Origin of the sequence: Haladaptatus sp. CMSO5 (assembly GCF_036689885.1) — an archaeon.
Classification (GTDB): Archaea; Halobacteriota; Halobacteria; order Halobacteriales; family Halococcaceae; genus QDMS2.
Genome location: NZ_JBAHVW010000001.1, coordinates 74,657 through 97,980 on the forward strand (window position 1 = coordinate 74,657; position 23,324 = coordinate 97,980).

A 23,324-nucleotide genomic window follows, 5' to 3' on the forward strand; every position below is an offset into this window, starting at 1 on the left:
AGAGTGACCAATGGACGCTGGAATCCACGTCCGTCTGGTTGTCCGCGGTGTTGATGCATGTCCCGTTGCCTCCTTGAGCGAGGACTTCGAGGTTGAGTCAATCACCACTGACCGCCGAGCTGACGCTGCAGGCGGTGGAATCGTCGGTGAGGTCACGATAGACCACACCGTCGCGTCTGCAACCGAACCGAAACAAGCAGATCTTGTCTTCCGTGACGGCGACCGCTCGGTGTACAGGTACACGAACGAAAGCGGTGAGTGCCCGTGTGGACGTATCCCTGACTCCGGGTGTCCGATCCGAGACCTCCGCGCTGGGGCTGGGGTACTTGTCGTGACTTTCATCGCACCGGACATAGAGACAGTCCAATCGGTCGTCGCAGACCTCCACTCGTGCTGTGCAAGCGTCCGCGTACAGCGACTGACGCAGCGGACGGCGGACGACCGAACGGCACTCCTGTTCGTCGATCGAACCGCGTTCACCAACCGGCAGTTCGAAGTGCTTCAGACCGCCCACGAGATGGGGTATTTTGAACAGCCAAAGCAAGCTGACTCGGCGGACGTGGCCACAGCACTCGGTATTTCGGTCGCGACGTTTAGCGAACACCTCGCTGTCACCCAGGAGAAACTGCTCGACCAGCTCCTTGCCGAGTCAGAGGTGTGACTGTGTGATGCGTTTTCTTAGCACGGAGGTATAAAGACCCGAATAGCTTCGCAATCGGTCGTATCCCCATTCGGCTCTGAGACACACCTAGTCAATGTCCCAGACCGTATACCGAGAAATCGGCGGACGAGAGGCAATCGAGAACGTCGTTGAAGACTTTTATTCCTCCGTGCTCGCAGACGACCGACTCGTTGAATTCTTCAAGGGGATGGACATGCAAGCACTCAGAGCCCACCAGGTTCAGTTCATCAGTTCAGTCACTGGTGGCCCCGTCGAATACGCTGGGGCAGACATGCGAGAAGCGCACGCGCATCTCGATATCGACGAAACCGACTTCGATGCCGTTGGCACACATCTAGAAGGTGCCCTGCGAGAAAACGGAGTCGAGGAAGACGCGGTCACCGACATCATGTCGAAGGTGGAATCGCTCAAAGACCCGATTATCGACGCGTAGATTGTCGAACAGATGCCGGGTTCGCGCCACAACAAGAACAAAGAGACTCCCCCACAATGGGTGACACATGGTACTCCTCGTTCCCTTCGATGGCTCCCCACTGGCTGAAACCGCCCTGCAACGGGCCGCAGCGTTCGGGGAAGCCTTCGAGAAAGACGTCGTCGCGCTCGTCGTCGTCCCCGACGACGAAACGTACGCAGAAGAGCGCGGCTGGACGGATGGTGACGGCTTCGATGCAGAGGCGTTCACCGAGAACCTCCGTGAGCGCGTCGAATCCCTCGCCCCTGAAGCGACCTTCCGCGTCGAGGAAGCGAGCGACCCCGAAGACGAACCGTACTCGTCGGTGACGATGAACATCGTGCGCACCGTCCGAAAGGTCGCAGCCGAGGTCGATGCGGACATCGTCTTCATCGGCAGCGAGAACGCCGGGCGCGTCTCCCAGCCGCTCACGAGCGTCGGCGCACCGGTTTCTGCAGACCCGCAGTACGACGTGCACATCGTCCGTCACGCGAAGTGACGCGACAGCGGACAAACAAAGTGCGTAAACCCCCCGGCTGAGAACTCCCTCGCATGTGGCCATGGGGACATCTCGCGGTCGGGTATCTGCTGTACTCGTTGTTTTATCGCGCGAAAGGCACGGACATCCCCAGTGCGGGCGTGTTCCTCGTCGCCCTCGGCACGCAGTTTCCCGACCTCATCGACAAGCCACTCGGCTGGACGTTCGGCCTCCTCCCGAGCGGACGGTCGCTCGCCCATTCGCTCTTCACGACGCTCGTGGTCATCGCCATCGCCGTTGCCATTGGGAAACGCCTCTCGCGGGTGCGGTTGGGGTGGGCGTTCGCGCTTGGCTACCTCTCACACCTCGTGGCCGACGCCCTCTATCCCGTGCTCGACGGGGAGTTTATCTTCCTCTCGTATCTCGGCTGGCCGCTGCTTCCGGTTGCGCCCTACGAACACGAACCGGCGAGCATCCTCGCTCACTTCCTCTCGATGCAGTGGTCTGCGTACTTCGCCCTCGAACTGGTCCTCACGGCACTGGCGCTCGTCGTGTGGGTGACAGACGGCCGACCCGGCCTCAACGTACTCAGACAACAGGTCAGTGGACGCAGGCAGGCGAGCGACGAGTAGCTACCCAAGTGAGATGTCGAGATACAGCATCACGACGGCCCCGAAAATCACGCCGAGGGTGGCGACGCGCTCGTTGCCGCTCGTGTGCGTCTCGGGGATGATTTCGTCACTGATGACGAACAACATTGCACCCGCGGCGAAGCCCATCGCGTAGGGGAGGAGGGCAGAAACAGTCTGGACGGCGTACGCGCCAAACACGGCGAGGGGGATTTCGACGACGCCCGAGCGAATCCCGGCGAACGCGGCGTAAAAGCGCCGGTCTAATCCGGCGTTGATGGCGGCGACCGACACCGCAAGCCCCTCTGGAATGTTCTGGATGCCGATGGCCAGCATGAGCGGGATGGCCGTGTCGATGTTCCCACTGCCGAAGCCGACGCCGACGGCGAGCCCCTCTGGCATGTTGTGAAGCGTGATGGCGAGGATGAACAGGATGACGCCGGACAGTCGCTCGTCCGTCACGGGCAGGTTCGTCGAAGGGTGGGCGGCGTCCGGACGCGAGCGACCCGAAAGCAAATAGTGAGCGTGCGGGACGAGCATGTCAGAGCGGTCTAAAAACAGCGCGCCGAGGACGACGCCCACGAGGACGGGGACGGGATTGCCGTTCGAGTACTGCTCGATGCCGGGGATGATGAGGCTCGTGAAACTCGCCGCAAGCATGACACCCGCAGCGAAGCCCAGTGCGGCGTCGAGCGCTTTCTCAGAGGGGTTGCGCCAGATGAGCACCAGCGACGCACCGAGCAGGTTGAACGAGGCGATTATCATCCCGCCAATCAGCCCGTGGACGACGGGATTAGACCCAAACAGGCGGACGAATTCGTCAGCGAGCACCATTGCTACTCTTGGTCATACGAGAGGATTGCGAACCAGCGATTAAATCGTTGTGACATTGGCATATCCGGCGGCTGTATCGCGGAAGGTCAGCGCGGGTCGCCACGAGAGGTCATCGATTCAGCCGTGTCGCGGCGTGCGACGCTGGTCGGTTCTATCGCCCGAAGGAAGCGAACGACCAACACCAACCCGAGAAGGCTCAACACCGCGAAGATAACAACCTGCGGGAGGGCGACCGGCTGTCCATCGCGCACCATGAACGCAATCATCGCAAGGACGGCCAAGCCAAGCGTCGTGCCTTTCACGAGGAGGATGCCGGTGAAGACGTAGCCCCACGGCCGACGCTGAGACAGCCAGTAGGCAGTGAGGGCAAACGCGGGGACGACCACGCCAAGGTCGAGCGCGTAGATGACGTTGGTCGGAAGGTTCGCCGCCACGATGCTTTCGGGAACGACCCCCGCGACGGTAGCCGAGAGGATATCACTCAGCCACAGCCCGGAAATGAGGATGGCAACGAGCAGGTGGAAGCCAACGTAGGGACGAACCGACCGATCGCCAATCGACTGCGTGAGCACCGCTGGGTCGAGGTGCACGAGTCCACCAACCAACGTAATCAAGGTGAGCGAAAAGAGCGCGACGTAGACGAGAAACAGCTCGTTGAACGCCGTCATGAACGCGTAGGAGGCGTAGGTATAGCACAGGTAGCCAGTCATGCCGAGCCAGACCACATACCCACGAAGCGACCCGCGAATGGCCGCACGCACGGAGAGCGCAAAGGCGGGGACTGCGACAACGAGCGTCAGCACATCCTGTCCGTACACTTGCGGGAGCAACACCGCTGCATCGTGGTAAAACCCCTCGACGAACAGCCCAACGGTGGTCGCAAGCACGGCCAACACCAGGATGGAGAGCGACGTTACGAGATACGGCCGGGGAAGCGAGACGCGCACATCGTTCATGCACGCACCTCAAAGCGGTCAAACACCCTCATACGTAGTACGTGGGTCGCACTGACCCTAACTGTGTACGCAGAATCTCTAGATGTGAGACTGCGAAGCCACCACCGCCGTCAACGGTTATGGCAGTAGTCTGAGTATGGAGCCTGTACAGAGTCACACCCAACAGCCCTCTCTATACCCACTAATGTCACGTTTTTACAACCTCCTGTCACTCCCCGTCTCGATGGGGTGGCGACACGTCCTGTTCGCAAACTGGCCGGTTGCCCCCGAAGTCGTCGCCGCACACCTCCCCGACTCGCTGTCGGTCGATACGTTCGACGGACAGGCGTGGCTCTCTGCGGTTCCGTTTACGAACGTCGCGGTGCGCCCGGCCGGTGGGCCACAACGGATGGGCTTTCGACTGCCGGAGCTCAACTTGCGCACCTACGTCACCCACGACGGCGAGCCGGGGGTCTACTTTTTCAGCCTCGACGCGCAGGGCGTCTTCGGCGTGGTCGGCGCGCGCCTCTTTCACCACCTCCCCTACTACTACGCCCGGATTTCCCTCACAGCCGAAGCCGACCGCATCAAGTTCTCGAGTCGGCGCGTCCACCCGGGCGCGCGGCCGGTTCGCTTTCACGCGACCTATGGCCCGACCGGCGAGCAGTTCCGCGCAGACCCGGATTCGCTCGAAGCGTTCCTGACCGAACGCTATCGCTACTACACGGAAGCCCTGAGCGGGGAACTTCGCTACGCGGCGGTGAGCCACGAACCGTGGCCACTCACGGAGGCGAGCGTCGAGTGGGGTGAAAACGGGTTGTTTCGGGCGAACGGGTTTGCCGACCCGGCGAGCGACCCGGTGTATCTCTACAGTCCGGGCGTGGATACCGTCGCCTCGGGGAGCAAGCGCATCGAATAGCAAAACGCCGATTCAGAGCATCCAGAATGCCTTGGCGTACTCGGCATCGAGGTTGTACCAGTCGAACATGAAATAGCACGCATCGCGGTCGATTGGGACGTGAAAGGCGAGTTCACCCCGTTCGGTCGCGCCCGCGTCGATACGTCCCTCCTCGAAGCCATTTCGCAGCGACGCCCACGCCGCGAGGTCTGCGGTGGCCACCAATCCATTCGCTCGTTTCAGCCGTATGTTCCAGAGCGGGGTGATGGGAATTGAGTCAGAGCGGTCATTTGTGAGTTCCAGGGTAGGAAGCACGAATTCGTGACTCTCCTTCGCTGTCAGCTCTCCGAGTTCGGTTGCAGTCCGAACGTCAGTGACGGTCACGCGCACGTCATTGTTGGACACTGCTTCGCCAAGCGGATGAACCGTCTTCAGGGACTGTTCGAGGTCAGCCACCGGTGTTACCGTTGCTTCGAGGTCGATTGAAACAGTCGAAAGCGCCACTTCCGAACGGTTGCTGAAGTCGAGCGAGTAGGTGAGGTTCTGGGCGGTTTCCGGGACTTCGTACACCACGTCGCCCCGTGAAACTTCACCAGGGAGGAGGTCGTGGTTTTTCGGGAGGCCGTGGGTCGTCGTCGCGTCGGCCAGATAGTACGTGTTTCCCTTGCCATCGGCAATGTACGGCTCTATCCGCGGGAACCAGTGGACGATTTCGTCGCTCGTGTTCCTCGCGGCGAATCGAAGGACGACGTACGTGTTGCCACGGCTTGCTTGGCGTGTGTCGGTGAGCGCCGTCGTCTTCGTCACTCCTCGCAACACGAAGCTGAACGACGACGTTTCGATGAGGTCACCAACGGCGACCGTCAGCGGTGTCGCAGTGTCGGTCTCCTCGCCAGTCGAATCTGTACCACCGACACACCCGGCGAGGAGCGACGCGGCTCCGGCACTCAACACCCGTCTCCGAGTGACTGGGCGGAACGTCATGCAAGCACCTACACCGCAAGCTGTTAAAATACTAGACACACAAGAAGTTCGACCTATCGGTAGGGAGTGGGTGCGGTCTGTGTTCAGTGCTCGGCGTCCGACAACAGGTCGCGCACGCTCTCTTCGATGGAGTGTCTAACCTCCCAGCCGAGGCGCTCGTGGGCTTTCGAGGTATCGACCGTGAACGAATCGACGAGCGTCTCAGTTCGCGGATTGTCGAGCAGCTTGATGTCGAGGTCGGTGCCGAGGAGGGAGACGGCGTGGCGCTGGACTAGTTCAGCCACGTCCATCACACTCGGGTCTTCGTCGCTCGCAATCTCGTACTTCTCGACGCCGGTTTCATCCGCGTCGAGCCGGTCGACGAGGCGCTCTGCGCTGCGGACGTAGGCGTTGGCAACGTCTTTGACGTGGACGTAGTTTCGCGCTTGGGTGCCGGGTTTGTACACCGTCAAGTCCTCACCTGCGAGCGCGCGGTTGACGAAGAAGTTGATGACCGTGTTCTTCGAGATGGGCTGCCCGTCGAGTTCGTGTTTGCCGTACACGTTCGAAATCATGAACAGGTGAGCCGGAAACGCACCCTCGGCCATCGTCTCGATTGCGCGCTCGCCGAGCAGTTTCGTCCGCCCGTACCAGTTGAGCGGGGCGCGCGGCTGGTCTACGGTGATGGGGAACGTTTGGGGGTCGCCGAGCACGGCCATACTGAATGGGAAGACGAGCGCTGCGCCGGTTTTCTTACAGAACCACGCGACGTTGTTCGTCCCCTGGACGTTCACCTCGTAGGCGAGGTCCGCGTTCTGGTCGCAGTCTTTGACGCCGCTCACGGCGGCGAGGTGGATGACCACGTCCACACCCTCTAGGGTCTCCTCTAGGCGGTCGCGCTGGCGGATGTCGAGGTGGGAGATGTCCACGTCGCCGACCGAGCGAACCTGCCCGAGATAGAAGTTGTCGAAGGCGACGAGGTCCCAGTCGGGGTGTTCGTCCTGTAGTTTCGAAATGACGCGACTGCCGATGTAGCCCGCGGCCCCCGTGATGGCGACGCGCGGCGTGTCCGTGCTCATGGTTGTCTGAAGTGGTCTGCGAGTTCGCGGACGCCCTCGCGGAGCGTCCATTCGGTCCTGAAGCCGGTGTTCGCCAGCCGGTCGAAGTTGACGTGGTACGACGGGCCGGGGTGTTTATCCTCTAAGTAGGTGATGGTGACCTCGCCCACCTCCTCGCTCACGACCTGTGCGATTTCTGCGATGCGGAAGTTCTGGTCGTTCGACCCGACGTTGTAGACGAATTCGTCCCAGTCGTCGGGGTTGAGCGCGGCGTGGGCGTAGGCGCGCGCGGCGTCTTTGACGTGGATGAACGGCCGCCAGTTGCTCCCGTCGCCGTAGACGGTCAGCGGGCGGCGCGTGAGCGCGCGAAAGACGAAGTGGTTGACGACGAGGTTAAACCGCACGCCGGGGGCGTAGCCGTAGTTCGTACTCATGCGGAGTGCGACCCCTTGCATCCCCGACTCGTCGATGGTGTCGCGCAACAACTCCTCTGCGGCCTGTTTCGACTCGGCGTAGGGGTTGAGCGGGTCGGTCGGTGTGTCCTCGGTGAGGTCCATGCTCGTCGCCCGGCCGTAGTTGTTACACGACGAGGCGAAGACGACGTTTTCGACGTCGAGCTTGCGGGCGGCAGTGAGGACGTTTTTCGTCCCTTCAAGGTTCACGTCGAAGGTCTCCTCGCGGCGGTCGTGGGTGCTGTCTGCGCCCGTGATGGCGGCGAGGTGAATCACCGTCTGCACGTCGCGCATGGCGCTTTCGACGTCGCCGTACTCGCGGACGTCGCCCCGGCGAAAGTCGATAGAATCGTCTAAGTTCGCCCCCATCAGGTTGCGCGGCGACCCGAGCGAGTAGTTGTCGAGGATGACGATGTTCTCGATTTCAGGGCTCTGCTGGAGCAGGGGGACGAGCGCGCTGCCGATGTAGCCACACCCGCCGGTGACGAGCACGTTCATGGCTTAGTCCTCTAAGACGCTCGGAAGGAAGCGGTCTTCGTAGGCGGTGATGGTGTCCTCATAGCGTGCGAGCGTCGTGAGGATGTCGCGGGTGCCGCTCTCGAAGTCCTGGGCCTGCTCGCCGATGAGCGCCATGTACTTCTCGTTTTCAATCTCCATCTTGTGCGTCTCGTCTTCGTCGCGTGGGTTCTCGAAGTGTTTGACAGCGGCGTCGTAGTCGAACTCCTGGGCGACGTCGGAGATGGTGTTCGCCATCTCGACGATGCTGATGGCGCGGGTGACCTGATTGTAGACGGTGAGGTCGTCAGGTCGGTCGTCTGGGTCTGCGAGGGCGAGCTGTGCGAGGCCCTCGACGGCGTCTTCTAAGCTAATGAACGGCTTTCGCTGTTCGCCTTTCCCATAAACCGTGAGCGGGTAGCCCGCGACGGCCTGGGCGGCGAAGCGGTGGGAGACAACGCCGAAGTAGTAGTCGAAGTCAAAGCGCGTCTTCAGGCGGTTGTCCTCGCGGGTCTCCTCGGTTTCCGTACCGTAGGTGATGGCCGTGCGCACGTCAGAAATCGGGATGCCGAACTGCTTGTTTGCGAGGCGAAGGTTCGCCGCGTCGTGGCTTTTCGTGAGGTGATACCAGCTGCCGGCCATGGCGGGGAACGGCACCTCGTCTCGCTCGCCTTGGTTCTCCATCGTCGCGCCGCCTTCGGGAATCGGGAAGGTCGGTGCGCCGTAGACACCGGTCGTCGTGGTCTCGATGAAGTGGGTGTCGGTCAGGCCGTGTTCCTCTAAGCCCCAGACGAGGTTGCGGGTGGCCTGCATGTTGTTGTGCTGGGTGTAGTTCGCGCGCTCGCCGTTGATTTGCGAGTAGGGCGCAGACGGCTGGGCCGCGGTGTGGACAATCGCGCGCGGCTCGTGGACGGTCAGGAGTTCATCGACGAACGACTTCTCGGTGAGGTCGCCTTCGATAAACGAGAGGTTCGAGAGGCCAAGGGATTCCTCTGCGGCCGCGAGGCGCTGGTCGATGCTCATGATGGGGACCGCGCTCGTCGCGCCGACCTCTTCGACCCAGCCGCGGCGGGCGAAGTTGTCGACGAGGATCACGCGGTCATCGGTTCGGTCTGCGATGCGGAGGGCGGTTGGCCAGCCGATGTAGCCGTCGCCGCCAGTGACGAGAATGGACATTAGTTACTCTAGTTCTGAGTAACTGAGCTTTTCAATAAATACTTTCTCGTTGTCGGCACAATGGCGTGATACCACACCACATCGATGGTGCGATTCGTCTGACAATCATAATATTAGAAACAATTATGCTGCTTGCGAGAGGGTATCAGCCATGAGCCCCGGTGCGCTGGAGGAGGCGGACGTACTGGAGTTTGGGCGGGCACTGACCCAGCTAAAGCAAGCTGGAAGCATGGTTCTCGTGACCGGAAGTGTCCCTCAGACTGCCTTTAGCGCCGTCTCGCGCCAGATGCTCGGGGATTCCACGCTACCACGACGACGGCTGTTCGTGCTCACAGACACCACCGCAGATGCCATCCGCGAGCGCGTGCCAGGAACCGCAGACCCACGCCAGACGCGCATCATCGAGCAGTGTTCGGTCACGCGAAGCGTCGCCACCGCGACGACGGGGAGCGACCACACCGTCGAGTACGTCTACGACGACGAGTTGTCAGCGCTCATCGAGACCGTGTTCGACGCCATCGGTGCGCTCGAAGTGGGCGCTGCGCCCGCAGAGTTGCGCGTGTGTGTCGATTCGCTCACGCCGCTCATCGAGCGCTATGGCAACCAGCAAACCTTCACGGCGTTACACGCGCTGTGTTGGCGCGTTCGCCACGCTCGCGGGCTTGGCCACGCCCACTTGCAGACGGACGCAGCGGACGTCGTCGCGCTCTTTGCCGAGCTGTTCGACGCTCATGTCGAGCTTCGGGAACGAGCGGGCACGTTCCAACAGCGCTGGCATCTCCGCGACGATGATGTGACAACGGCGTGGCTGACATTCGAGGCGGTGGACGACCTACAATGACCACACACAGAATTTCTAAGCTAGTAGATACATTTTTACCTTCATACAACAGTAAGGTAGCAACGACTGTCAGGTATGGGAGAGCCGGACAATCACCGAGGTGAGCGCACACGTGTACATTACGTATCGAGAATTAGACGGGGGAACCGGGCTAGAGATTACGGATACCATCGAACGGAAACGGTATTCACTACTTTCTGAGACGCCCGTCACACCAGCGGGTATCGACACGGACGAGTTCGTCTTTCCAATAGACGAGGCAACCGCGATCCACACCGAACGGCTAACTCTCCCAACCGTTGTGCCGGTGTACGTCCGCAACGTAGCAGGCGAGATGGTTGCGGAAGCAGAACACTTCGCAGATGTTGAACTCCCCGACGGCGAGTACAGCCTCGAACTGTGCGCGCCGATGAAGATCTACTTGCGCGCACGTGGGCCGCTCACCATCACAAGCGACGCACAACAACTCCACATTGAGTTCGACGAACCAACTGAGGTGCTCGTGGGTGCACGCTCACACCACAAACAACCGGCTGGAACCATTACCACGACCGAAGACCCACGCGACTTGATGGCGGCCATCTCGACATTTGGCTCTGCGCTCAAGGTGACGAACGCCGAGCGATCGTACCCAACGCTCAGAGGCCACCCGCCGCTGGTCGAACTCGGTGACGAACTCCACATCCCCGAGAATCTGGTGCGCCCCGACACGGGCGTCGCCATTGAGGTGCCCCCAGAGACGGGATACATCTTCTGTGCTGCGCCGCTGGTTTACTACCTCGGCGCAGAACTCGTTCCCGGCTTCGACGCCCGCATCGTCACCGACACAGGGTTTACCTACTCGCTTGGCGACACGCCACTGGAGTTCGAGGACACGGTCGAAGCCGTGCTCAAACATGTGTTTTTCCTCGACTGCATCACGCGCACGGAGGGACTGTATAAGCTGAATCTTCACGAGCGCAAAGAGGTCGAAGCGCTCGTCTCACTCGATTTCGCCGAACTCTACGACCAGCCACTCACCGAGCAACTCGAAGCGTATCTGTCGGTTCCATTCGACGTTGTAGAGCCGTTCTTACCAGAATGGAAGCTCACCTCGCACGTCTCGTTGTCGCCAACCAGCGTCGAGACGCTGCCGTTCCTCGTAAACGACCTTGCCGTTGTCCGGACGCCACAGGCAGAGCAGGTCGCGCACAGCGACGCCCAAATGGCGCTCGTCGATGAGTTCCTCCGCGATGGGAGTTTCATGCGGAGTTCGTCGGCTGCGTCCGCCGCACCGTCCTCGTACGTAAAGCCACAAGCGGCCCAGTCGCTCGAACAAGCGTGGGTCGGAGAGGGCGCACCGCTTGGAGCGAGCAAGACAACGGCCCAAGCATTCCACAACCGCCTGGCACGTGAGGTTTCTGACGGCGACATCGATATCACCGTCGTCTGCAACGACCCGCAGATGGACGAAGAGCGCGATTTCGTTGACCGAGTGTACGGGTCACGCTCTGAACTCCTGTTTGACATCGAACTCAAACACGACCTCACGATCGAGGAACTCAAGACAGTCCTCAAAACGCCGACGGAGTTCCTCCATTACATCGGTCACATCGACGCGGAAGGCTTCGAGTGTGCAGACGGCAAACTCGACGTGTCCACGCTTGACAACGTGGGTGTAGACGCCTTTTTCCTCAATGCGTGTTCCTCCTATGACCAGGGAATGGCGCTTATCGAAAAGGGTGCAATTGGCGGTATTGTCACACTCTCTGACGTTATCAACAGCGGCGCAGTGCGCATTGGGGCAACTGTCGCGCGACTGCTCAACGGTGGTTTCCCGTTGGGAACCGCCTTGAAAATCGCAAAAGATGAGAGCATCGTCGGCGGCCAGTACGCAGTGATTGGTGACGGTGGGCTTGCCGTGGCGCAGGCGGACGGCGGATTCCCACTGTTGTGGACGCTTAACAAAATGGACGGGAGTGACGAATACGAAGTAGAGATGCGCACGTTCCCGACATCAGACCGTGCGATGGGAAGTCTAGTCGTTCCGTACATCCAAGAGAACGGTAATTATTACCTTGGTTCGAGTGATATTGAGCCGTTCTACGTGAATCGGGCTGAGCTCCTTCGACTCTTCATGCTTGAAGATTTCCCCGTTAGAATAGACGGTCAGCTTCGGTGGTCGAGCGACGTAACACACAGCGACTTATAACATTTTTTACGGTCCAGTAACGGAACCGGACACGCCAGCGGCTGCAGTCCCGACGGAGCTGAGCAAGAGCATCAGCATGAACAGCGCGCCGGTCATCTGTGGGTTCTCTGCGAGGTATGCTTTGAATGAGCTGTTGGACATTACAACTTCTCAGATGCAGGGAGAGAATATATAATTATTCTAATATATCTGCTAAGTAATTAATGGAACAAATTATTCGTAATAAAAGTTACTGCTGGCACTAGCAAATGACACAGAGAAATAGTCGGGAAGTAAGAACAAAATTCTTTTCCCCGTATAGACACGACGTAGACGTAGAAATTCCGCGCTTTCCGTTCTTCCATATTTCCATGAACTCGGACACCTCCCGTCAACAAAACTCCATGACAGCGCGGCTTCGAGCGGCGATTGCCGAATCGAAAGTTGGCCGATTCAGCGCCACGATATCTCTGGCAATCGAAAACTCGGCCATCTCGCGCGCTGGACAACAGCTTTCGCAGTGGGTACAACAGTCGTACCTCTTTCGCTGGCTCACGGCGGAGCCGGAACCGGAGGTTATCGTCGTCGACCTGCGCGAGTCGTGGTTCGTTGGCCCCGTTATCGCCGCGCTCGACCGGTTCACGAAAGCGGTTGTACCCGCCGTAGAGACGTCGAGGGTGCGGCGCGCGACGAAGCGGCTTACAGCCCGTCTCTCGCGTGCACCACTGCGGTTCGCTGGCCTCGCGGGCGTGGTCGCCTTCTCCGCGCTGGTCGCGGCTGCGCTCCTCACTGGGACGCTCACACGGCCCGCAATGGGTGCGTATGCTATCTGTCTCGGCCTCGCACTCGCTGGGACGCGCGTGGAGCTGTCGTGGCGGGAACTCGGCGAGACGAAAATCGGAAAAGCAGTTTCGGCGGCGTTCGTCCCGCCCGAATACGACGACTGATTATTCGACCGTCACACTCTTTGCGAGGTTGCGCGGCTTGTCAATCGACCGCCCGAGCTGTGCGGCCGTGTAGTAGGCGAGCAACTGGAGGGGCACGTTCGCGAGAATCGGCGCAGTGCGCGGGTGGCTCTCGGGGATGCGAATGACGTGGTCTGCGTAGCGTTCGACGTCCGACTGGCCGTCAGTGACGGCGATGACCGGGGCGTCGCGCGCCTCGACTTCTTTGACGTTGCCGATGGTTTTGCGTGCAATCTCGTCGTCGCCGGTGACGATAGCGATGACTGGCGTCTTATTGGAGACGAGCGCGAGCGGACCGTGTTTGAGTTCGCCTGCGGCGAAGCCCTCTGCGTGCTTGTAGGTAATCTCCTTCATCTTGAGCGCGCCCTCAAGCGCGACGGGGAAGTTGAGTCCCCGGCCGATGAAGAAGTACGCATCGGCATCGAGGTACTCCTCTGCGATGGCTTCGGTGAGCGGCGCTTCGTCGAGAATCGCCTGCACCGCACTCGGGAGGTCGCGGAACGCCTCGATGATGTCGCGCTTGGTCGAGGATTTGACCGGCGCGGTTGCCATGACGAGCAGCGTCATCGCCGCGAGTTGCGAGGCGAACGTCTTCGAGGCGGCGACCCCGATTTCGGGGCCAGCGCGGATGTAGAAGACGTGGTCACACTCCCGCGAAACAGTGCTCCCGATGACGTTGGTGACCCCGAGCGTGGTCGCCCCACGGCGCTTTGCCTCGCGCAGCGCAGAGAGCGTGTCTGCGGTCTCACCGGATTGGGTGACGCCGATGACGAGGTCGTCGCCCGCGGGCGGTGGCGACGTGGTGAACTCGCTTGCGAGGAACGCTTGGGCCGGAATCCCGGCTTCGCGGAACAGTTCTGCGCCGTACATCGCGGCGTGATACGAGGTCCCACAGGCGACGAACTGGACGCCCGTTGGCTGTAACTCACCGAGTTCTTCGATGGTAATCGAGCCGGTGAGTTCGTTCATCCGACCGCGGAGACACTGACGGAGCGCGCGGGGCTGTTCGTGAATCTCCTTTATCATGAAGTGGTCGTAGCCACTCTTGCCCGTCTCCTCTGCGTTCCACTCGATGGTGTGAATCTCTTTGTCGTGGTGCGTCCCCGAGTGGTCGGTCACGTACCACTCGCGCTCGTTGATGACGGCGATTTCACCGTCTTCGACGTACACCACCTGGTCGGTGTAATCGCGGAAGGCGGGCACGTCACTGCCCAGGTACGTCGCGTCTTCTGCGATGCCGAGGACGAGCGGCGAGTCTTGGCGCGCCGCGTAGATGGTGTCGTGACCCGCGAACACGGCGAGAATCGCGTAGCTCCCCTCGATGGTCTTGATGGCGTCATAGAACGCCTCTTTCTGCGTCATACCCGCGTCGAGATTTCGCTCGATGAGGTGGGACACCACTTCCGTGTCGGTGTCGCTTTGGAACTCGTGGCCCTGGTCTGTGAGTTCGTCACGCAGCGTCTGGTAGTTCTCGATGATGCCGTTGTGAATCACCGCCACATCGCCCGTGCAGTCTTGGTGTGGGTGGGAGTTGCGGTCGTTTGGCGGGCCGTGCGTTGACCACCGGGTGTGGCCAATGCCGAGGCGCCCGCTCAAGTCGGTTCCCTGAATGGCCTGCTCTAAGTTTACGAGTTCGCCCTGGCGCTTGACGACGGAGATGTCGTCGTTTACGAGCGCGACACCCGCCGAGTCGTAGCCGCGGTATTCGAGCTTCGACAGCCCGTTCATCAGTACATCTAACGTTTCCCCCTCTCGGCCAACGCAGCCAATAATTCCACACATTATCTCATCACCTCTGCCCCTTCTACGATGTAGCCCGAAATCTGCACCCCCGTGTGGAGGTGGGCTCCCGAACCCACGAGCGTGCCCGGTGCGACGCTGATTGCCCCCTTTGCTCTGACTCGGTCTGCGAACACCGCGCCAAGTTCTTGATTTTCGTACACCTGTGCGTTGATGCGCACGTCCGCTGGACCACCGGGCACGATGGTGCTCGCGCCGAGGTGGACGTCCTGACCGGTCACACAATCGATGAGGACGCTGCCGGGGCCGACCCGGGTGTCCGCGTCGATGACCGACTGCTCGACGGTCGCGTTGGCACCAATCGTGACGTTGCGCCCGAGGGCGACGTTCGGGCCGACGACCGACCCGGGGCCGACCACACAATCGGGACCGATGACGACGGGGCCGAGCAGCGTCGCATCCTCGTGGACGAGCGCGCTGTCTGCGACCCACACCTCACCGTCTTCGCTTGGCTCCTCGACGCGCCCACGCGCGAGCAGTTCACGGTTCATGTGGAGGATGTCCCACGGGTAGGTCGCATCCACCCACATGCCTTCGGTGCGCACGCCGCGAACCACGGTGCCCTCGTCGATGAGCCGCGAGATAGTCGCGGTGAGCGCGAGTTCGCCGTCTTCGCGGGGCGTCTGGTCGATGGCGTCGAAAATCGACGCATCGAAGGCGTACACCCCGGCGTTGATGAGCCGTGAGATGGCCACGTCCGGCTTCTCGACGAGCTGTTGGATGCGTCCGCCATCTAAGACGACCGTCCCGTAGCGGTTCGGATGGTCGCGTTCGAGGACGGCGAGCGCGGGTGTGCCGTACTGTTCGTAGGCATCTATCACGTCTTTGATGATGCCCGCCTCAAGCGCGCGGTCGCCGTTTACGACGATCATCGACTCGGTGACGGCCTCCTGGACCTGTAACAGGGCGTGGCCGCTCCCGAGCTGTTTTTCCTGAACGTGGTACGTAAGTGGCACGTTCCGGTAGGAGTGGCCGAAGTACTCCTGGACGCGGTCGCGCTTGTAGCCGACGACCACGTGAATCTGTTCGATGCCTGCGTCGATGAGCGCATCAAAGACGTAGGCCATTACCGGACGGTTCGCCGCCGGAAGCATCGGCTTCGGACGGTTGCGCGTCAACGGATGTAACCGAGTCCCCTCCCCTGCCGCCAGCACGACGGCTGTTCTAACACCCATGTACACTACATTGACATCAGAGAGTAAGAACGTTCTGTGTAAAGACCTATAATGCGACAGGTCAGGCGAGTGTAAGCACCCCGCCAAGAATGGCGAGTGAGCCAAGCCCAACACACACCGCCCAGAACGCAACCCGGTGGACGACTCGCATGAGCGCGTCGATGGTCAGATAGCCCACGACGGCGGCGACACCGAGGGCGAACAGCGCCGGGCCGGGGTCAATGGCCGGAACGCCCTCGGTGAGCACGGTGAGCGCACCCGCGGCGAACGCCGCCGGAATCGAGAGCAAAAACGAGAGGCGAAGTGCAGAAGGCCCGTCGTGGCCGCGAAGGAGCAGCGCGCTCGCGGTGGTTCCAGACCGCGACACACCCGGGAGGATGGCAAGGCCTTGGAGGCCGCCGACGAGCACGGCGTCGAACAGGGTTGGTTCCTCGCGAGTCCCGAGCGAAAGCCGGTCTGCGCTCCGGAGGACGATGCCGGTCAGGACGAGCAAGACGCCGATGAGCGCGACGAACGCACTGCCCGTGAGCGCCGAGGCGAGGTCCATGAGCGCAGTGTAGGCGACGAGGCCGACTACGCCCGAGGCAAGTGTAGCGAGGGCGAGAAACGAGAGGTCTGCCGTGTCGCTCTCGAAGGCCTCGCGCGGTCGCCACTGTGGGAGCGAGGCGAGCACCGAGACCACCTCGTCTCGGTAGTACGCGAGCGCGGAAACCGCTGTCCCGCCGTGGAGAAACAGCGAGAACTGGACGGCAACCTGCGGCGAGACGCCCTGAAACGCCGTGAGAAAGAGGGTGATGTTTCCCTCGCTGGAGATGGGGAGCCACTCGAAGATGCCCTGTAAGATGCCAACGACGAGGGCAAGCAGCCACGAATTCATATCCTGACAGATTCGCGGGAGTACAAAGGTAGTTCGGATTTCCTGAGCGGGAGGTTTTCAGCCCAGCCACCGTATCTCCATAGAGAGGTGAACGGTGAGGGTGCTAGGTGAACGGATGGGATGGAGAATAGAGAGGTGAAAAACCAGACACAATCATGCAATTCATCGCAACGCTCACACACAGCCCAGACCATTGCTGGGCGCGCGAAGACCGAGCAGACGACGCCCGCGAGTGGATTTCGACCATGCACACCCGTGCAGAGGAACAGGGAATCCACCTCCAGGGCGCGTACGTCGCAACCAACGAACACACGTTCTACTTCATTCTCGAATCTGACGACTTTGGGGCCGTCTCTTCGTTCCTTGGCCCACCACTGCTGACCGACCACACGGCTCATATCACGCCCGTTGGAAACCTAGAGGAAATCGCCCGCATCTTCATCGAGATGGAGTGACGGCGACACCACGTTTTATCTCGCGTCTGCCCAACTGTCAGCTATGACAACGGTGGCGGAAATCGAACTGTTACTGCGCGAGGCGCTGCTCGCGCTCCCGCCGTGGCAAGGGGTGTTGGTGACGATTACCGTCTCGCTCCTCGTCGCAAAAGGGATTGAACTACTCGGGAAGACGGTCATTCCGCATCTGACCGCGCGCATCGAGGGCGAAGTCGATGATGTGATTTTCAAGACTATCCAAGCGCCGCTCTACGTCTCGGTCGTCCTCATCGGGGCGTACATCGCAACCGTCCCGCTCGGCCTCGCGCCGACGGTGGATGCACCACTGCTCGCCGGGACGCTTTCGACGCTCACCGTCCTTTGGGCGTTCACGCTCACCCGCCTCGGGCGGAAGGTGTCGAAAGTGGTTACCAACGAACGTGAGTTCGACCAAACGGTTGTCCCAATCTTCCAAAACGTCTGGACGGCGGTCATTCTCGGCGCAACCATCTTCCTCTTGCTTACACTCTGGCAGATCGACATCACGCCGTTTCTCGCGTCTGCGGGGATTATCGGTATCGTGGTCGGCCTCGCCGCCCGCGACACGATTGCGAACTTCTTCGGCGGTATCGCGCTCTACTTCGACGGCACCTACGCCGTGGGTGACTACATCGTCTTAGAGTCGGGCGAACGCGGTCGAGTCGAGGATATTTCGATTCGCAGCACCGTCATTCGCACGCGCGACGACATGCTCGTGACGGTGCCAAACGCCGTGCTCAACTCCGCGCGCATCGTGAACGAATCGACCCCCGAGCGCGAGCGCCGGATTCGTCTCCCCGTGGGCGTTGCCTACGGCACTGACATAGACCGCGTCGAGGAGGTGTTGCTCGCAGAGGCGGATGCTGAAAACCTCATCCTCGAACAGCCCCACCCGCGCGTGCGATTCCGGAGCTTTGGCGAGTCAGCGCTCGACTTTGAACTGCTGTGTTGGATTGGCGACCCCGTCTTGCGCGGCCGAGCCACCCACGAGATGAACAAGCGCATCTATCAGGCGTTCACCCGCGAGAGCATCGAAATCCCGTTCCCACAGCGCGTGGTCACGATGGCCAACGAGCTGCCAGCAGCGCCGGTTGCCACCCCCGACAGCGTCGTCGGTGACGGCGGCGAATGACCCGCCTCGAATAATGTATGTTTTTGGGATAGTCACAGTTCAAAGGATGACCCTATATCGGTCTCCATATGACACTGTTCGATAACGTCCGCAAGATTCTTGCTGTGACGGGCAGAACAGAGGATATGGGGGAGTACGGGATAATCACCTGTCCAGTCTGTGGCCAACGTTACGTCCGGAGTGGGGTGGAGGCAACAGACCGAACGACGTTGAAAGAATTGGCTCGAACCCACCTCAAGACGCATCGACTAGACGAGAGCAAGCGCGGCATCTACGGCGTGTTGATGGTTGAACAGATGGAGCGAGTGGGAGCCATCGAGGACGAAATCGCCACCTAACCGTGCACCGATACTGCCACGACGTGCCACCAATCGGATGAGACCGCTGTTTTTCGTCCCGAGAGACGCGAGCGGCCGCGACGGGATAGTTCAGAAAAATAACCCGAAATTGCCCGTCTGCGAGCGCTGAAACACCGGAAACGCAGATGAACAGTCAGCCCAGTTGATGTTAGCTAACCTATAGTTAGGTGTGAGATTCGTCTCTTGTCAAACACATGCCTCGACCCTCCAGACGGACGTTCCTGAAAGGTATCGGCATCACCGCCGCAACCGGCCTGCTTGGTACGAACGCGCTCGCAGTCGCTCCGGCCGGTGAGGAGCCTGACTGGCCTGTGAGCCGCGGCACAGTCGGGCGGACGGGGGAGACTACAGGGCAGGGGCCACGCCCCTATGCAGCCCCCGGCTGGACACCCGGCGACGATCTCTCCGGAGACCCGACCGACGTGACGGTGGTCTCCGGAACTGCCTACATCGGCACGGTCGCCTCCTACGACATCGACGAGAGTCGCGGCGAAGTTGCGGCGTACAATGCCACCAGTGGCGGCGTCCGGTGGATTCGCTCTGACGACACGATTGGCGGGGTGATGGCGGCTCCGACCGTCGCTGACGGCCGCGTGTTCGTCGCCGCAAAACCCGCAGTCGTCTACACGGGCGGCGACCGGCAGGACGAAACCCCGCCGAACGGCGGCGTCATGGCGCTCTCAGCAGAGACCGGCGAGACGCTCTGGACGAGCATGGAACCGAGAGAACCCGATGACGCGGTGCTCGTCCGCGACGGGACGGCCTACGCCGTCTCAGGGGCGACAATCTACGCCCTCGACACGGCGACGGGCGACGTGCAGTGGACGGCGGAGATAACCACCGACAACAGCATTCGCGCCCAAGCGGCGGGTGGGGACGCACTCTACGTCGCCACGCCACAGACGATTGGTGCAGTTGGCTTTGACGGCACCGTCCAGTGGGAAGCACCGCTGCCAGACGGCGCGGACGCCACGTCCCTCGTGGCCACCGACGCTCACCTCTATCTGACGATGAGCGACGGCGCGGCACCGACTTCGGACACGGTCTGGGCGCTCTCGACTGGAGATGGGTCGGTCGTCTGGGAGACGCAGGTGTTTGCGAACTTCGCAGACAGCGTCCCGAATCGGCTGAGCGCGCCCGCCGTGGCAGACGGGACGGTGTACGTCGCAAGCGACGACAGCACCGAACGCGCCGCAAACGGGCCGGCCGCACCGGAAGACAACGAACGCGTTGGCGCGCTCCACGCGCTCTCCGCAGAGACGGGTGAAGAGCAATGGCAGTTCACGACGGCAGCCGAGTTGCGAAGCATCCCATCGGTCAGCAACGGAACGGTGTACGTCGGGGGGACGTACCCCACCGAGGCTTCGGTCGAAGACGAAAAAGAGCTGGGCTACTTTGAGCACGGTTCGACGTACGTCGGGTCGAGTTACGCCCGCCCGGTGGTGTTCGCCATTTCCACTGACGGCGAAGCACAGTGGAGCTACGGCGTAGACGAGAACGCAGACGACAGCTACGTCAAAACGGCCGTCCCGGCGAACGACCACCTCTACGTGCAGGTGACTGGACCAGGAGTGCCACCGAACGGCGAGGCCGGAAGCATCCACGCGCTCGCCGCAAGCGAGAGCGCCCCAGGCCCGGAACACACGCTCGTAGACGACACGCCGTATCAGGAAACCGCACCCGTCGAGGCGATCATCACGACCGACCCGGAAAATGCGGAGAATCTTGACTTCGACTCGGGCGCGGTGGTGACCCTCTCAGGGAGTGAATCGAGTTCGCCAAACGGTGAGATTGTCTCCTACGAGTGGGACATCGACGGAGACGGTGAGTACGACGCCTCTGGGGAATCCGTGGACATTACACTCGACTACTGTGGAATCCTCGAAGTGACGCTGCGAGTGACAGACGGAACCGGGGTTACCCAAACGGCCACGGTTTCGCTTTCGACAGTATAACCTGCGTACGCTTTTCGCCATTTTAATTGCCGGAAAATTCGGCCTACCGCGTCGAAAAACGCTGAATTGTGCACAAACACACACAATAAATACACCCCATTATAGTTCGAATAAAACGGGAGAGTAAATGTGAAAAGGTTAACCAATTCGATATTAGTCACCCGATAGTTAGTAACCCGACACGTCTCTGGTCGAATGCATGGTACGACCCTCCAGACGGACGTTCTTGAAAGGCATCGGCGTGGCTGGCGCGGCTGGTCTCGTCGGAACGAACGCACTCGCAGCAAGCCCAACAGGTGAGTCAGCAGACTGGCCCGTAAGCCGTGGCACGGACGGGCAGACGGGGTACACTACAGGTCAAGGGCCACAGCCCTATGCTGGCCCCGGCTGGTCACCCGGCGACGAACTCTCAGACCCCACAGAAATGACGGTCGTAGACGGTTCGGCCTACGTTGGGACAGTTGGCTCGTACGACCTCGACGTGAGCACCGGCGAGGTCGCCGCCTACGACGGCACGGGCGGCGGCCTCCGCTGGATTCGCGACGACGACAGTATCGGTGCGGTAATCGCGGCCCCGACGGTCGCAGACGGCCGCGTGTTCGTCGCCTCCCGCCCAGCAATCAGCTACACAGAAGGTGGCCAACAAGATCAGACGCCGCCAAACGGCGGTATAATGGCGCTCAACGCAGAGACCGGTGAAACGCTCTGGACGAACAAGGAGTTGCGGTACACGAACGGTGCAGTGCTCGTTCGTGACGGCACGGCCTACGCCATCTCAGGGGCGACGGTGTACGCCCTCGACGCCGCGACGGGCGACGTACAGTGGAGCGTCGAAGGAGACGACACCAACTTCCTCAGCACGCTGGCTTTCGGTGGGGAGACGCTCTACGCGGCAGGCGGCCAAACGATTGTGGCGCTTGGAACCGACGGAACTACCCAGTGGCAGTCGGCTGCCCCCGACGGTGTCGATGCAAACACGCTCGCCGCCGACGACACCCACCTCTACTTGACGATGGCAGCTGGCGCGGCACCGACCTCGGACACGGTGTGGGCACTCTCACAAGCGGACGGTTCGGTGGTGTGGGAGACACAAGTCGCTGCCGACTTCGAAGACAGCAAGCCAAACAACCTGAGTCCCCCTGCAGTGGCCAACGGCACGGTGTACGTCGCCTCCGAGGACACGACTGACCCGAACCAGAACGATTCCGAGGATGACGACGAACGCGTCGGCGCGGTTCACGCGCTCTCGGCCGAGACGGGAGCAGAGCAGTGGCAGTTCGTCACGGCTGCGAAACTCGTGGGCAAGCCCGCCGTCACCGACGGCACCATCTACGTCGGGGGACAGTACACGACCATGGCCGCCGTCGAAAGCGAACGCGAAGCAGGCTACTTCGAACACGGGTCTGACTACGTCGATACGGCCTACGCCCGACCCGTCGTGTACGCACTCAACACGGACGATGGGTCAGAGCAGTGGAGTTACGGCATCGACGATGGCGGGGCTAACTACTTCGCCCTCTCGACCGTACCCGCAAACGAACATCTCTACGTGCAGGTCTCCGGTACGCGAACCCCACCGTATGGCGCAGTCGGTGGTGTGTACGCGCTCGCTTCGAGCGAAAGTGTTCCGGGCCCCGAGCACACGCTGGTGGATGATTCACCGTATCAGGAGGAAGAACCCGTAAAGGCGTTCATCACCGCTGACCCGGAGAACGCAGAAGAGATAGACTTCGACTCGGGCGCAACCGTCACACTCTCAGGGAGTGAATCGAGTTCGCCAAACGGTGAGATTGTCTCCTTCGAGTGGGACATTGACGATGACGGCGAGTACGAGCGAACGGGTGAAACCACTGAGGTCGAACTTGACTACTGTGGTGTCCTTTCGATGACCCTGCGGGTCACCGACGAAACCGGTGCGACCCAGACGACCAGCATCGAACTCTCGACCGTATAACCTGCACTCACTTTTTGCTCGTTGCCGCGAGCCAGTCGCCGTCCGTGCCAATTGGTTCGTGAAGCCCCTGTCTGAACGCCCTCACTGTCCGAATCACGACCCAACAGAGCGCAAGAACGACCGCCCCGATGAACACTAAATACACTGTATTGCCGGTGTCGACACTCCAATGGGTGATTGCGACGAGCAATGAGCCGACGGCGAAGAGCGTTGCGAGCGCCACGAGGACGTGGAGGAGATGACGTGCGAGGCGCAACCCTCGACGGCCTTGGTGTAGGTACGCGAAGCCGTGGAGTCTGACCGCAGCGATGTCGGAGGCGACTTGCGCACCGACGATGACCGCGGCGAAATGGAGCGCGGTTCCCGCAGTCCCGGTGAGCAGCGACGCTGCGCCTGCGGCTCCTGCAAGCAGTTCAACGCTGTAGACGAGAACGGACGCAGTCGGAAGGGTGAACAACAAAAATGCGCCAAACCAGACGGCTGCGGTGGTGAGAAGCGAACGGTTGGAGGACGCCATACACGCCGGTTCGTGAGCAGCACCCAAATATCTTAACCAACTAACACGTTCGCGC

General features: G+C 61.1%; 24 protein-coding genes. 13 read left to right on the forward strand and 11 right to left on the reverse strand.

Annotation, left to right across the window (positions count from 1 at the left end; translation table 11 throughout):
- Nucleotides 1-10 precede the first annotated feature (10 nt).
- From V5N12_RS00355 to V5N12_RS00370, 4 genes are all read left to right on the forward strand, one after another.
- Nucleotides 11-661, forward strand: a complete 651-nt coding sequence (locus V5N12_RS00355; protein WP_332897163.1) for a helix-turn-helix domain-containing protein — start codon at nucleotides 11-13, stop codon at nucleotides 659-661.
- A gap of 94 nt (nucleotides 662-755) precedes the next feature.
- Entirely contained in the window at nucleotides 756-1,115 is a 360-nt protein-coding gene (locus tag V5N12_RS00360; protein ID WP_332897164.1) for a group I truncated hemoglobin, read from the forward strand.
- Nucleotides 1,116-1,182: 67 nt separating this feature from the next.
- Entirely contained in the window at nucleotides 1,183-1,632 is a 450-nt protein-coding gene (locus V5N12_RS00365; protein WP_332897165.1) for a universal stress protein, read from the forward strand.
- A 53-nt stretch (nucleotides 1,633-1,685) separates the two neighbouring features.
- Nucleotides 1,686-2,243 (forward strand): metal-dependent hydrolase, encoded by a 558-nt coding sequence (locus V5N12_RS00370; RefSeq protein ID WP_332897166.1) that lies wholly within the window; start codon nucleotides 1,686-1,688, stop codon nucleotides 2,241-2,243.
- On the opposite strand, the gene V5N12_RS00375 is transcribed toward V5N12_RS00370, so the two are convergent.
- Both V5N12_RS00375 and V5N12_RS00380 read right to left on the reverse strand, forming a co-directional pair.
- The gene (locus tag V5N12_RS00375; protein WP_332897167.1) at nucleotides 2,244-3,074 is read right to left on the reverse strand and encodes a ZIP family metal transporter; all 831 of its coding nucleotides are present in this window, start codon (nucleotides 3,072-3,074) and stop codon (nucleotides 2,244-2,246) included.
- Between the two features lie 86 nt (nucleotides 3,075-3,160).
- Nucleotides 3,161-4,030, reverse strand: a complete 870-nt coding sequence (locus V5N12_RS00380) for a hypothetical protein (protein WP_332897168.1) — start codon at nucleotides 4,028-4,030, stop codon at nucleotides 3,161-3,163.
- A gap of 184 nt (nucleotides 4,031-4,214) precedes the next feature.
- Between V5N12_RS00380 and V5N12_RS00385 the strand changes: the two genes are divergently transcribed.
- Nucleotides 4,215-4,928 carry a YqjF family protein gene (locus tag V5N12_RS00385; RefSeq protein WP_332897169.1) on the forward strand — a complete coding sequence of 238 codons (714 nt, stop codon included), beginning with the start codon at nucleotides 4,215-4,217 and terminating at the stop codon, nucleotides 4,926-4,928.
- A 12-nt stretch (nucleotides 4,929-4,940) separates the two neighbouring features.
- On the opposite strand, the gene V5N12_RS00390 is transcribed toward V5N12_RS00385, so the two are convergent.
- The 4 genes from V5N12_RS00390 to V5N12_RS00405 form a co-directional block, all read right to left on the reverse strand.
- Nucleotides 4,941-5,891 (reverse strand): DUF4352 domain-containing protein, encoded by a 951-nt coding sequence (locus tag V5N12_RS00390; protein ID WP_332897170.1) that lies wholly within the window; start codon nucleotides 5,889-5,891, stop codon nucleotides 4,941-4,943.
- 83 nt (nucleotides 5,892-5,974) lie between these two features.
- The gene (locus V5N12_RS00395; protein ID WP_332897171.1) at nucleotides 5,975-6,949 is read right to left on the reverse strand and encodes an NAD-dependent epimerase/dehydratase family protein; all 975 of its coding nucleotides are present in this window, start codon (nucleotides 6,947-6,949) and stop codon (nucleotides 5,975-5,977) included.
- Nucleotides 6,946-7,878 carry an NAD-dependent epimerase/dehydratase family protein gene (locus V5N12_RS00400; RefSeq protein WP_332897172.1) on the reverse strand — a complete coding sequence of 311 codons (933 nt, stop codon included), beginning with the start codon at nucleotides 7,876-7,878 and terminating at the stop codon, nucleotides 6,946-6,948. Before V5N12_RS00400 ends, V5N12_RS00395 begins: the two co-directional genes overlap by 4 nt.
- 3 nt (nucleotides 7,879-7,881) lie before the next feature.
- Nucleotides 7,882-9,051: an NAD-dependent epimerase/dehydratase family protein gene (locus V5N12_RS00405; protein ID WP_332897173.1), complete on the reverse strand. Its 1,170-nt coding sequence runs from the start codon at nucleotides 9,049-9,051 to the stop codon at nucleotides 7,882-7,884.
- A 151-nt stretch (nucleotides 9,052-9,202) separates the two neighbouring features.
- Here V5N12_RS00405 and V5N12_RS00410 point away from each other — a divergent pair, with 151 nt between their 5' ends.
- Nucleotides 9,203-9,892, forward strand: coding sequence for a DUF7504 family protein (locus tag V5N12_RS00410; protein ID WP_332897174.1), 690 nt, complete (start codon nucleotides 9,203-9,205; stop codon nucleotides 9,890-9,892).
- Between the two features lie 100 nt (nucleotides 9,893-9,992).
- Entirely contained in the window at nucleotides 9,993-12,083 is a 2,091-nt protein-coding gene (locus V5N12_RS00415) for a hypothetical protein (protein WP_332897175.1), read from the forward strand.
- Nucleotides 12,084-12,089: 6 nt separating this feature from the next.
- Here the strand turns inward: V5N12_RS00415 and V5N12_RS00420 are convergent, their stop codons facing one another.
- The gene (locus V5N12_RS00420; protein WP_332897176.1) at nucleotides 12,090-12,224 is read right to left on the reverse strand and encodes a DUF7503 family protein; all 135 of its coding nucleotides are present in this window, start codon (nucleotides 12,222-12,224) and stop codon (nucleotides 12,090-12,092) included.
- Between the two features lie 242 nt (nucleotides 12,225-12,466).
- Between V5N12_RS00420 and V5N12_RS00425 the strand changes: the two genes are divergently transcribed.
- On the forward strand, nucleotides 12,467-13,009 hold the full coding sequence (locus tag V5N12_RS00425) for a hypothetical protein (RefSeq protein ID WP_332897177.1): 543 nt from the start codon (nucleotides 12,467-12,469) through the stop codon (nucleotides 13,007-13,009).
- Here V5N12_RS00425 and glmS read toward each other — a convergent pair whose 3' ends face one another.
- The 3 genes from glmS to V5N12_RS00440 form a co-directional block, all read right to left on the reverse strand.
- A complete protein-coding gene (gene glmS, locus V5N12_RS00430) occupies nucleotides 13,010-14,809 on the reverse strand; it encodes a glutamine--fructose-6-phosphate transaminase (isomerizing) (RefSeq protein WP_332897178.1) in 1,800 nt (599 codons plus the stop codon). It abuts the gene before it with no gap.
- Nucleotides 14,809-16,002, reverse strand: a complete 1,194-nt coding sequence (glmU, locus tag V5N12_RS00435) for a bifunctional sugar-1-phosphate nucleotidylyltransferase/acetyltransferase (protein WP_332897179.1) — start codon at nucleotides 16,000-16,002, stop codon at nucleotides 14,809-14,811. The genes glmS and glmU overlap by 1 nt, the downstream gene beginning before the upstream one ends.
- 61 nt (nucleotides 16,003-16,063) lie before the next feature.
- The gene (locus V5N12_RS00440; RefSeq protein ID WP_332897180.1) at nucleotides 16,064-16,879 is read right to left on the reverse strand and encodes an undecaprenyl-diphosphate phosphatase; all 816 of its coding nucleotides are present in this window, start codon (nucleotides 16,877-16,879) and stop codon (nucleotides 16,064-16,066) included.
- Between the two features lie 155 nt (nucleotides 16,880-17,034).
- On the opposite strand from V5N12_RS00440, the gene V5N12_RS00445 reads away from it, so the two are divergent.
- The 5 genes from V5N12_RS00445 to V5N12_RS00465 all read left to right on the forward strand — a co-directional run bounded on the left by V5N12_RS00445 (nucleotide 17,035) and on the right by V5N12_RS00465 (nucleotide 22,752).
- Nucleotides 17,035-17,334, forward strand: a complete 300-nt coding sequence (locus tag V5N12_RS00445; protein WP_332897181.1) for a DUF3303 family protein — start codon at nucleotides 17,035-17,037, stop codon at nucleotides 17,332-17,334.
- Nucleotides 17,335-17,377: 43 nt separating this feature from the next.
- Complete coding sequence (locus V5N12_RS00450) at nucleotides 17,378-18,484, forward strand: mechanosensitive ion channel family protein (protein ID WP_332897182.1); 1,107 nt, start codon at nucleotides 17,378-17,380, stop codon at nucleotides 18,482-18,484.
- Nucleotides 18,485-18,552: 68 nt separating this feature from the next.
- Nucleotides 18,553-18,822, forward strand: coding sequence for a hypothetical protein (locus V5N12_RS00455; RefSeq protein WP_332897183.1), 270 nt, complete (start codon nucleotides 18,553-18,555; stop codon nucleotides 18,820-18,822).
- Nucleotides 18,823-19,037: 215 nt separating this feature from the next.
- On the forward strand, nucleotides 19,038-20,798 hold the full coding sequence (locus V5N12_RS00460; RefSeq protein ID WP_332897184.1) for an outer membrane protein assembly factor BamB family protein: 1,761 nt from the start codon (nucleotides 19,038-19,040) through the stop codon (nucleotides 20,796-20,798).
- A gap of 199 nt (nucleotides 20,799-20,997) precedes the next feature.
- On the forward strand, nucleotides 20,998-22,752 hold the full coding sequence (locus V5N12_RS00465; RefSeq protein ID WP_332897185.1) for an outer membrane protein assembly factor BamB family protein: 1,755 nt from the start codon (nucleotides 20,998-21,000) through the stop codon (nucleotides 22,750-22,752).
- 7 nt (nucleotides 22,753-22,759) lie between these two features.
- On the opposite strand, the gene V5N12_RS00470 is transcribed toward V5N12_RS00465, so the two are convergent.
- Nucleotides 22,760-23,269 (reverse strand): hypothetical protein, encoded by a 510-nt coding sequence (locus tag V5N12_RS00470; protein ID WP_332897186.1) that lies wholly within the window; start codon nucleotides 23,267-23,269, stop codon nucleotides 22,760-22,762.
- Between the last annotated feature and the right edge of the window lie 55 nt (nucleotides 23,270-23,324).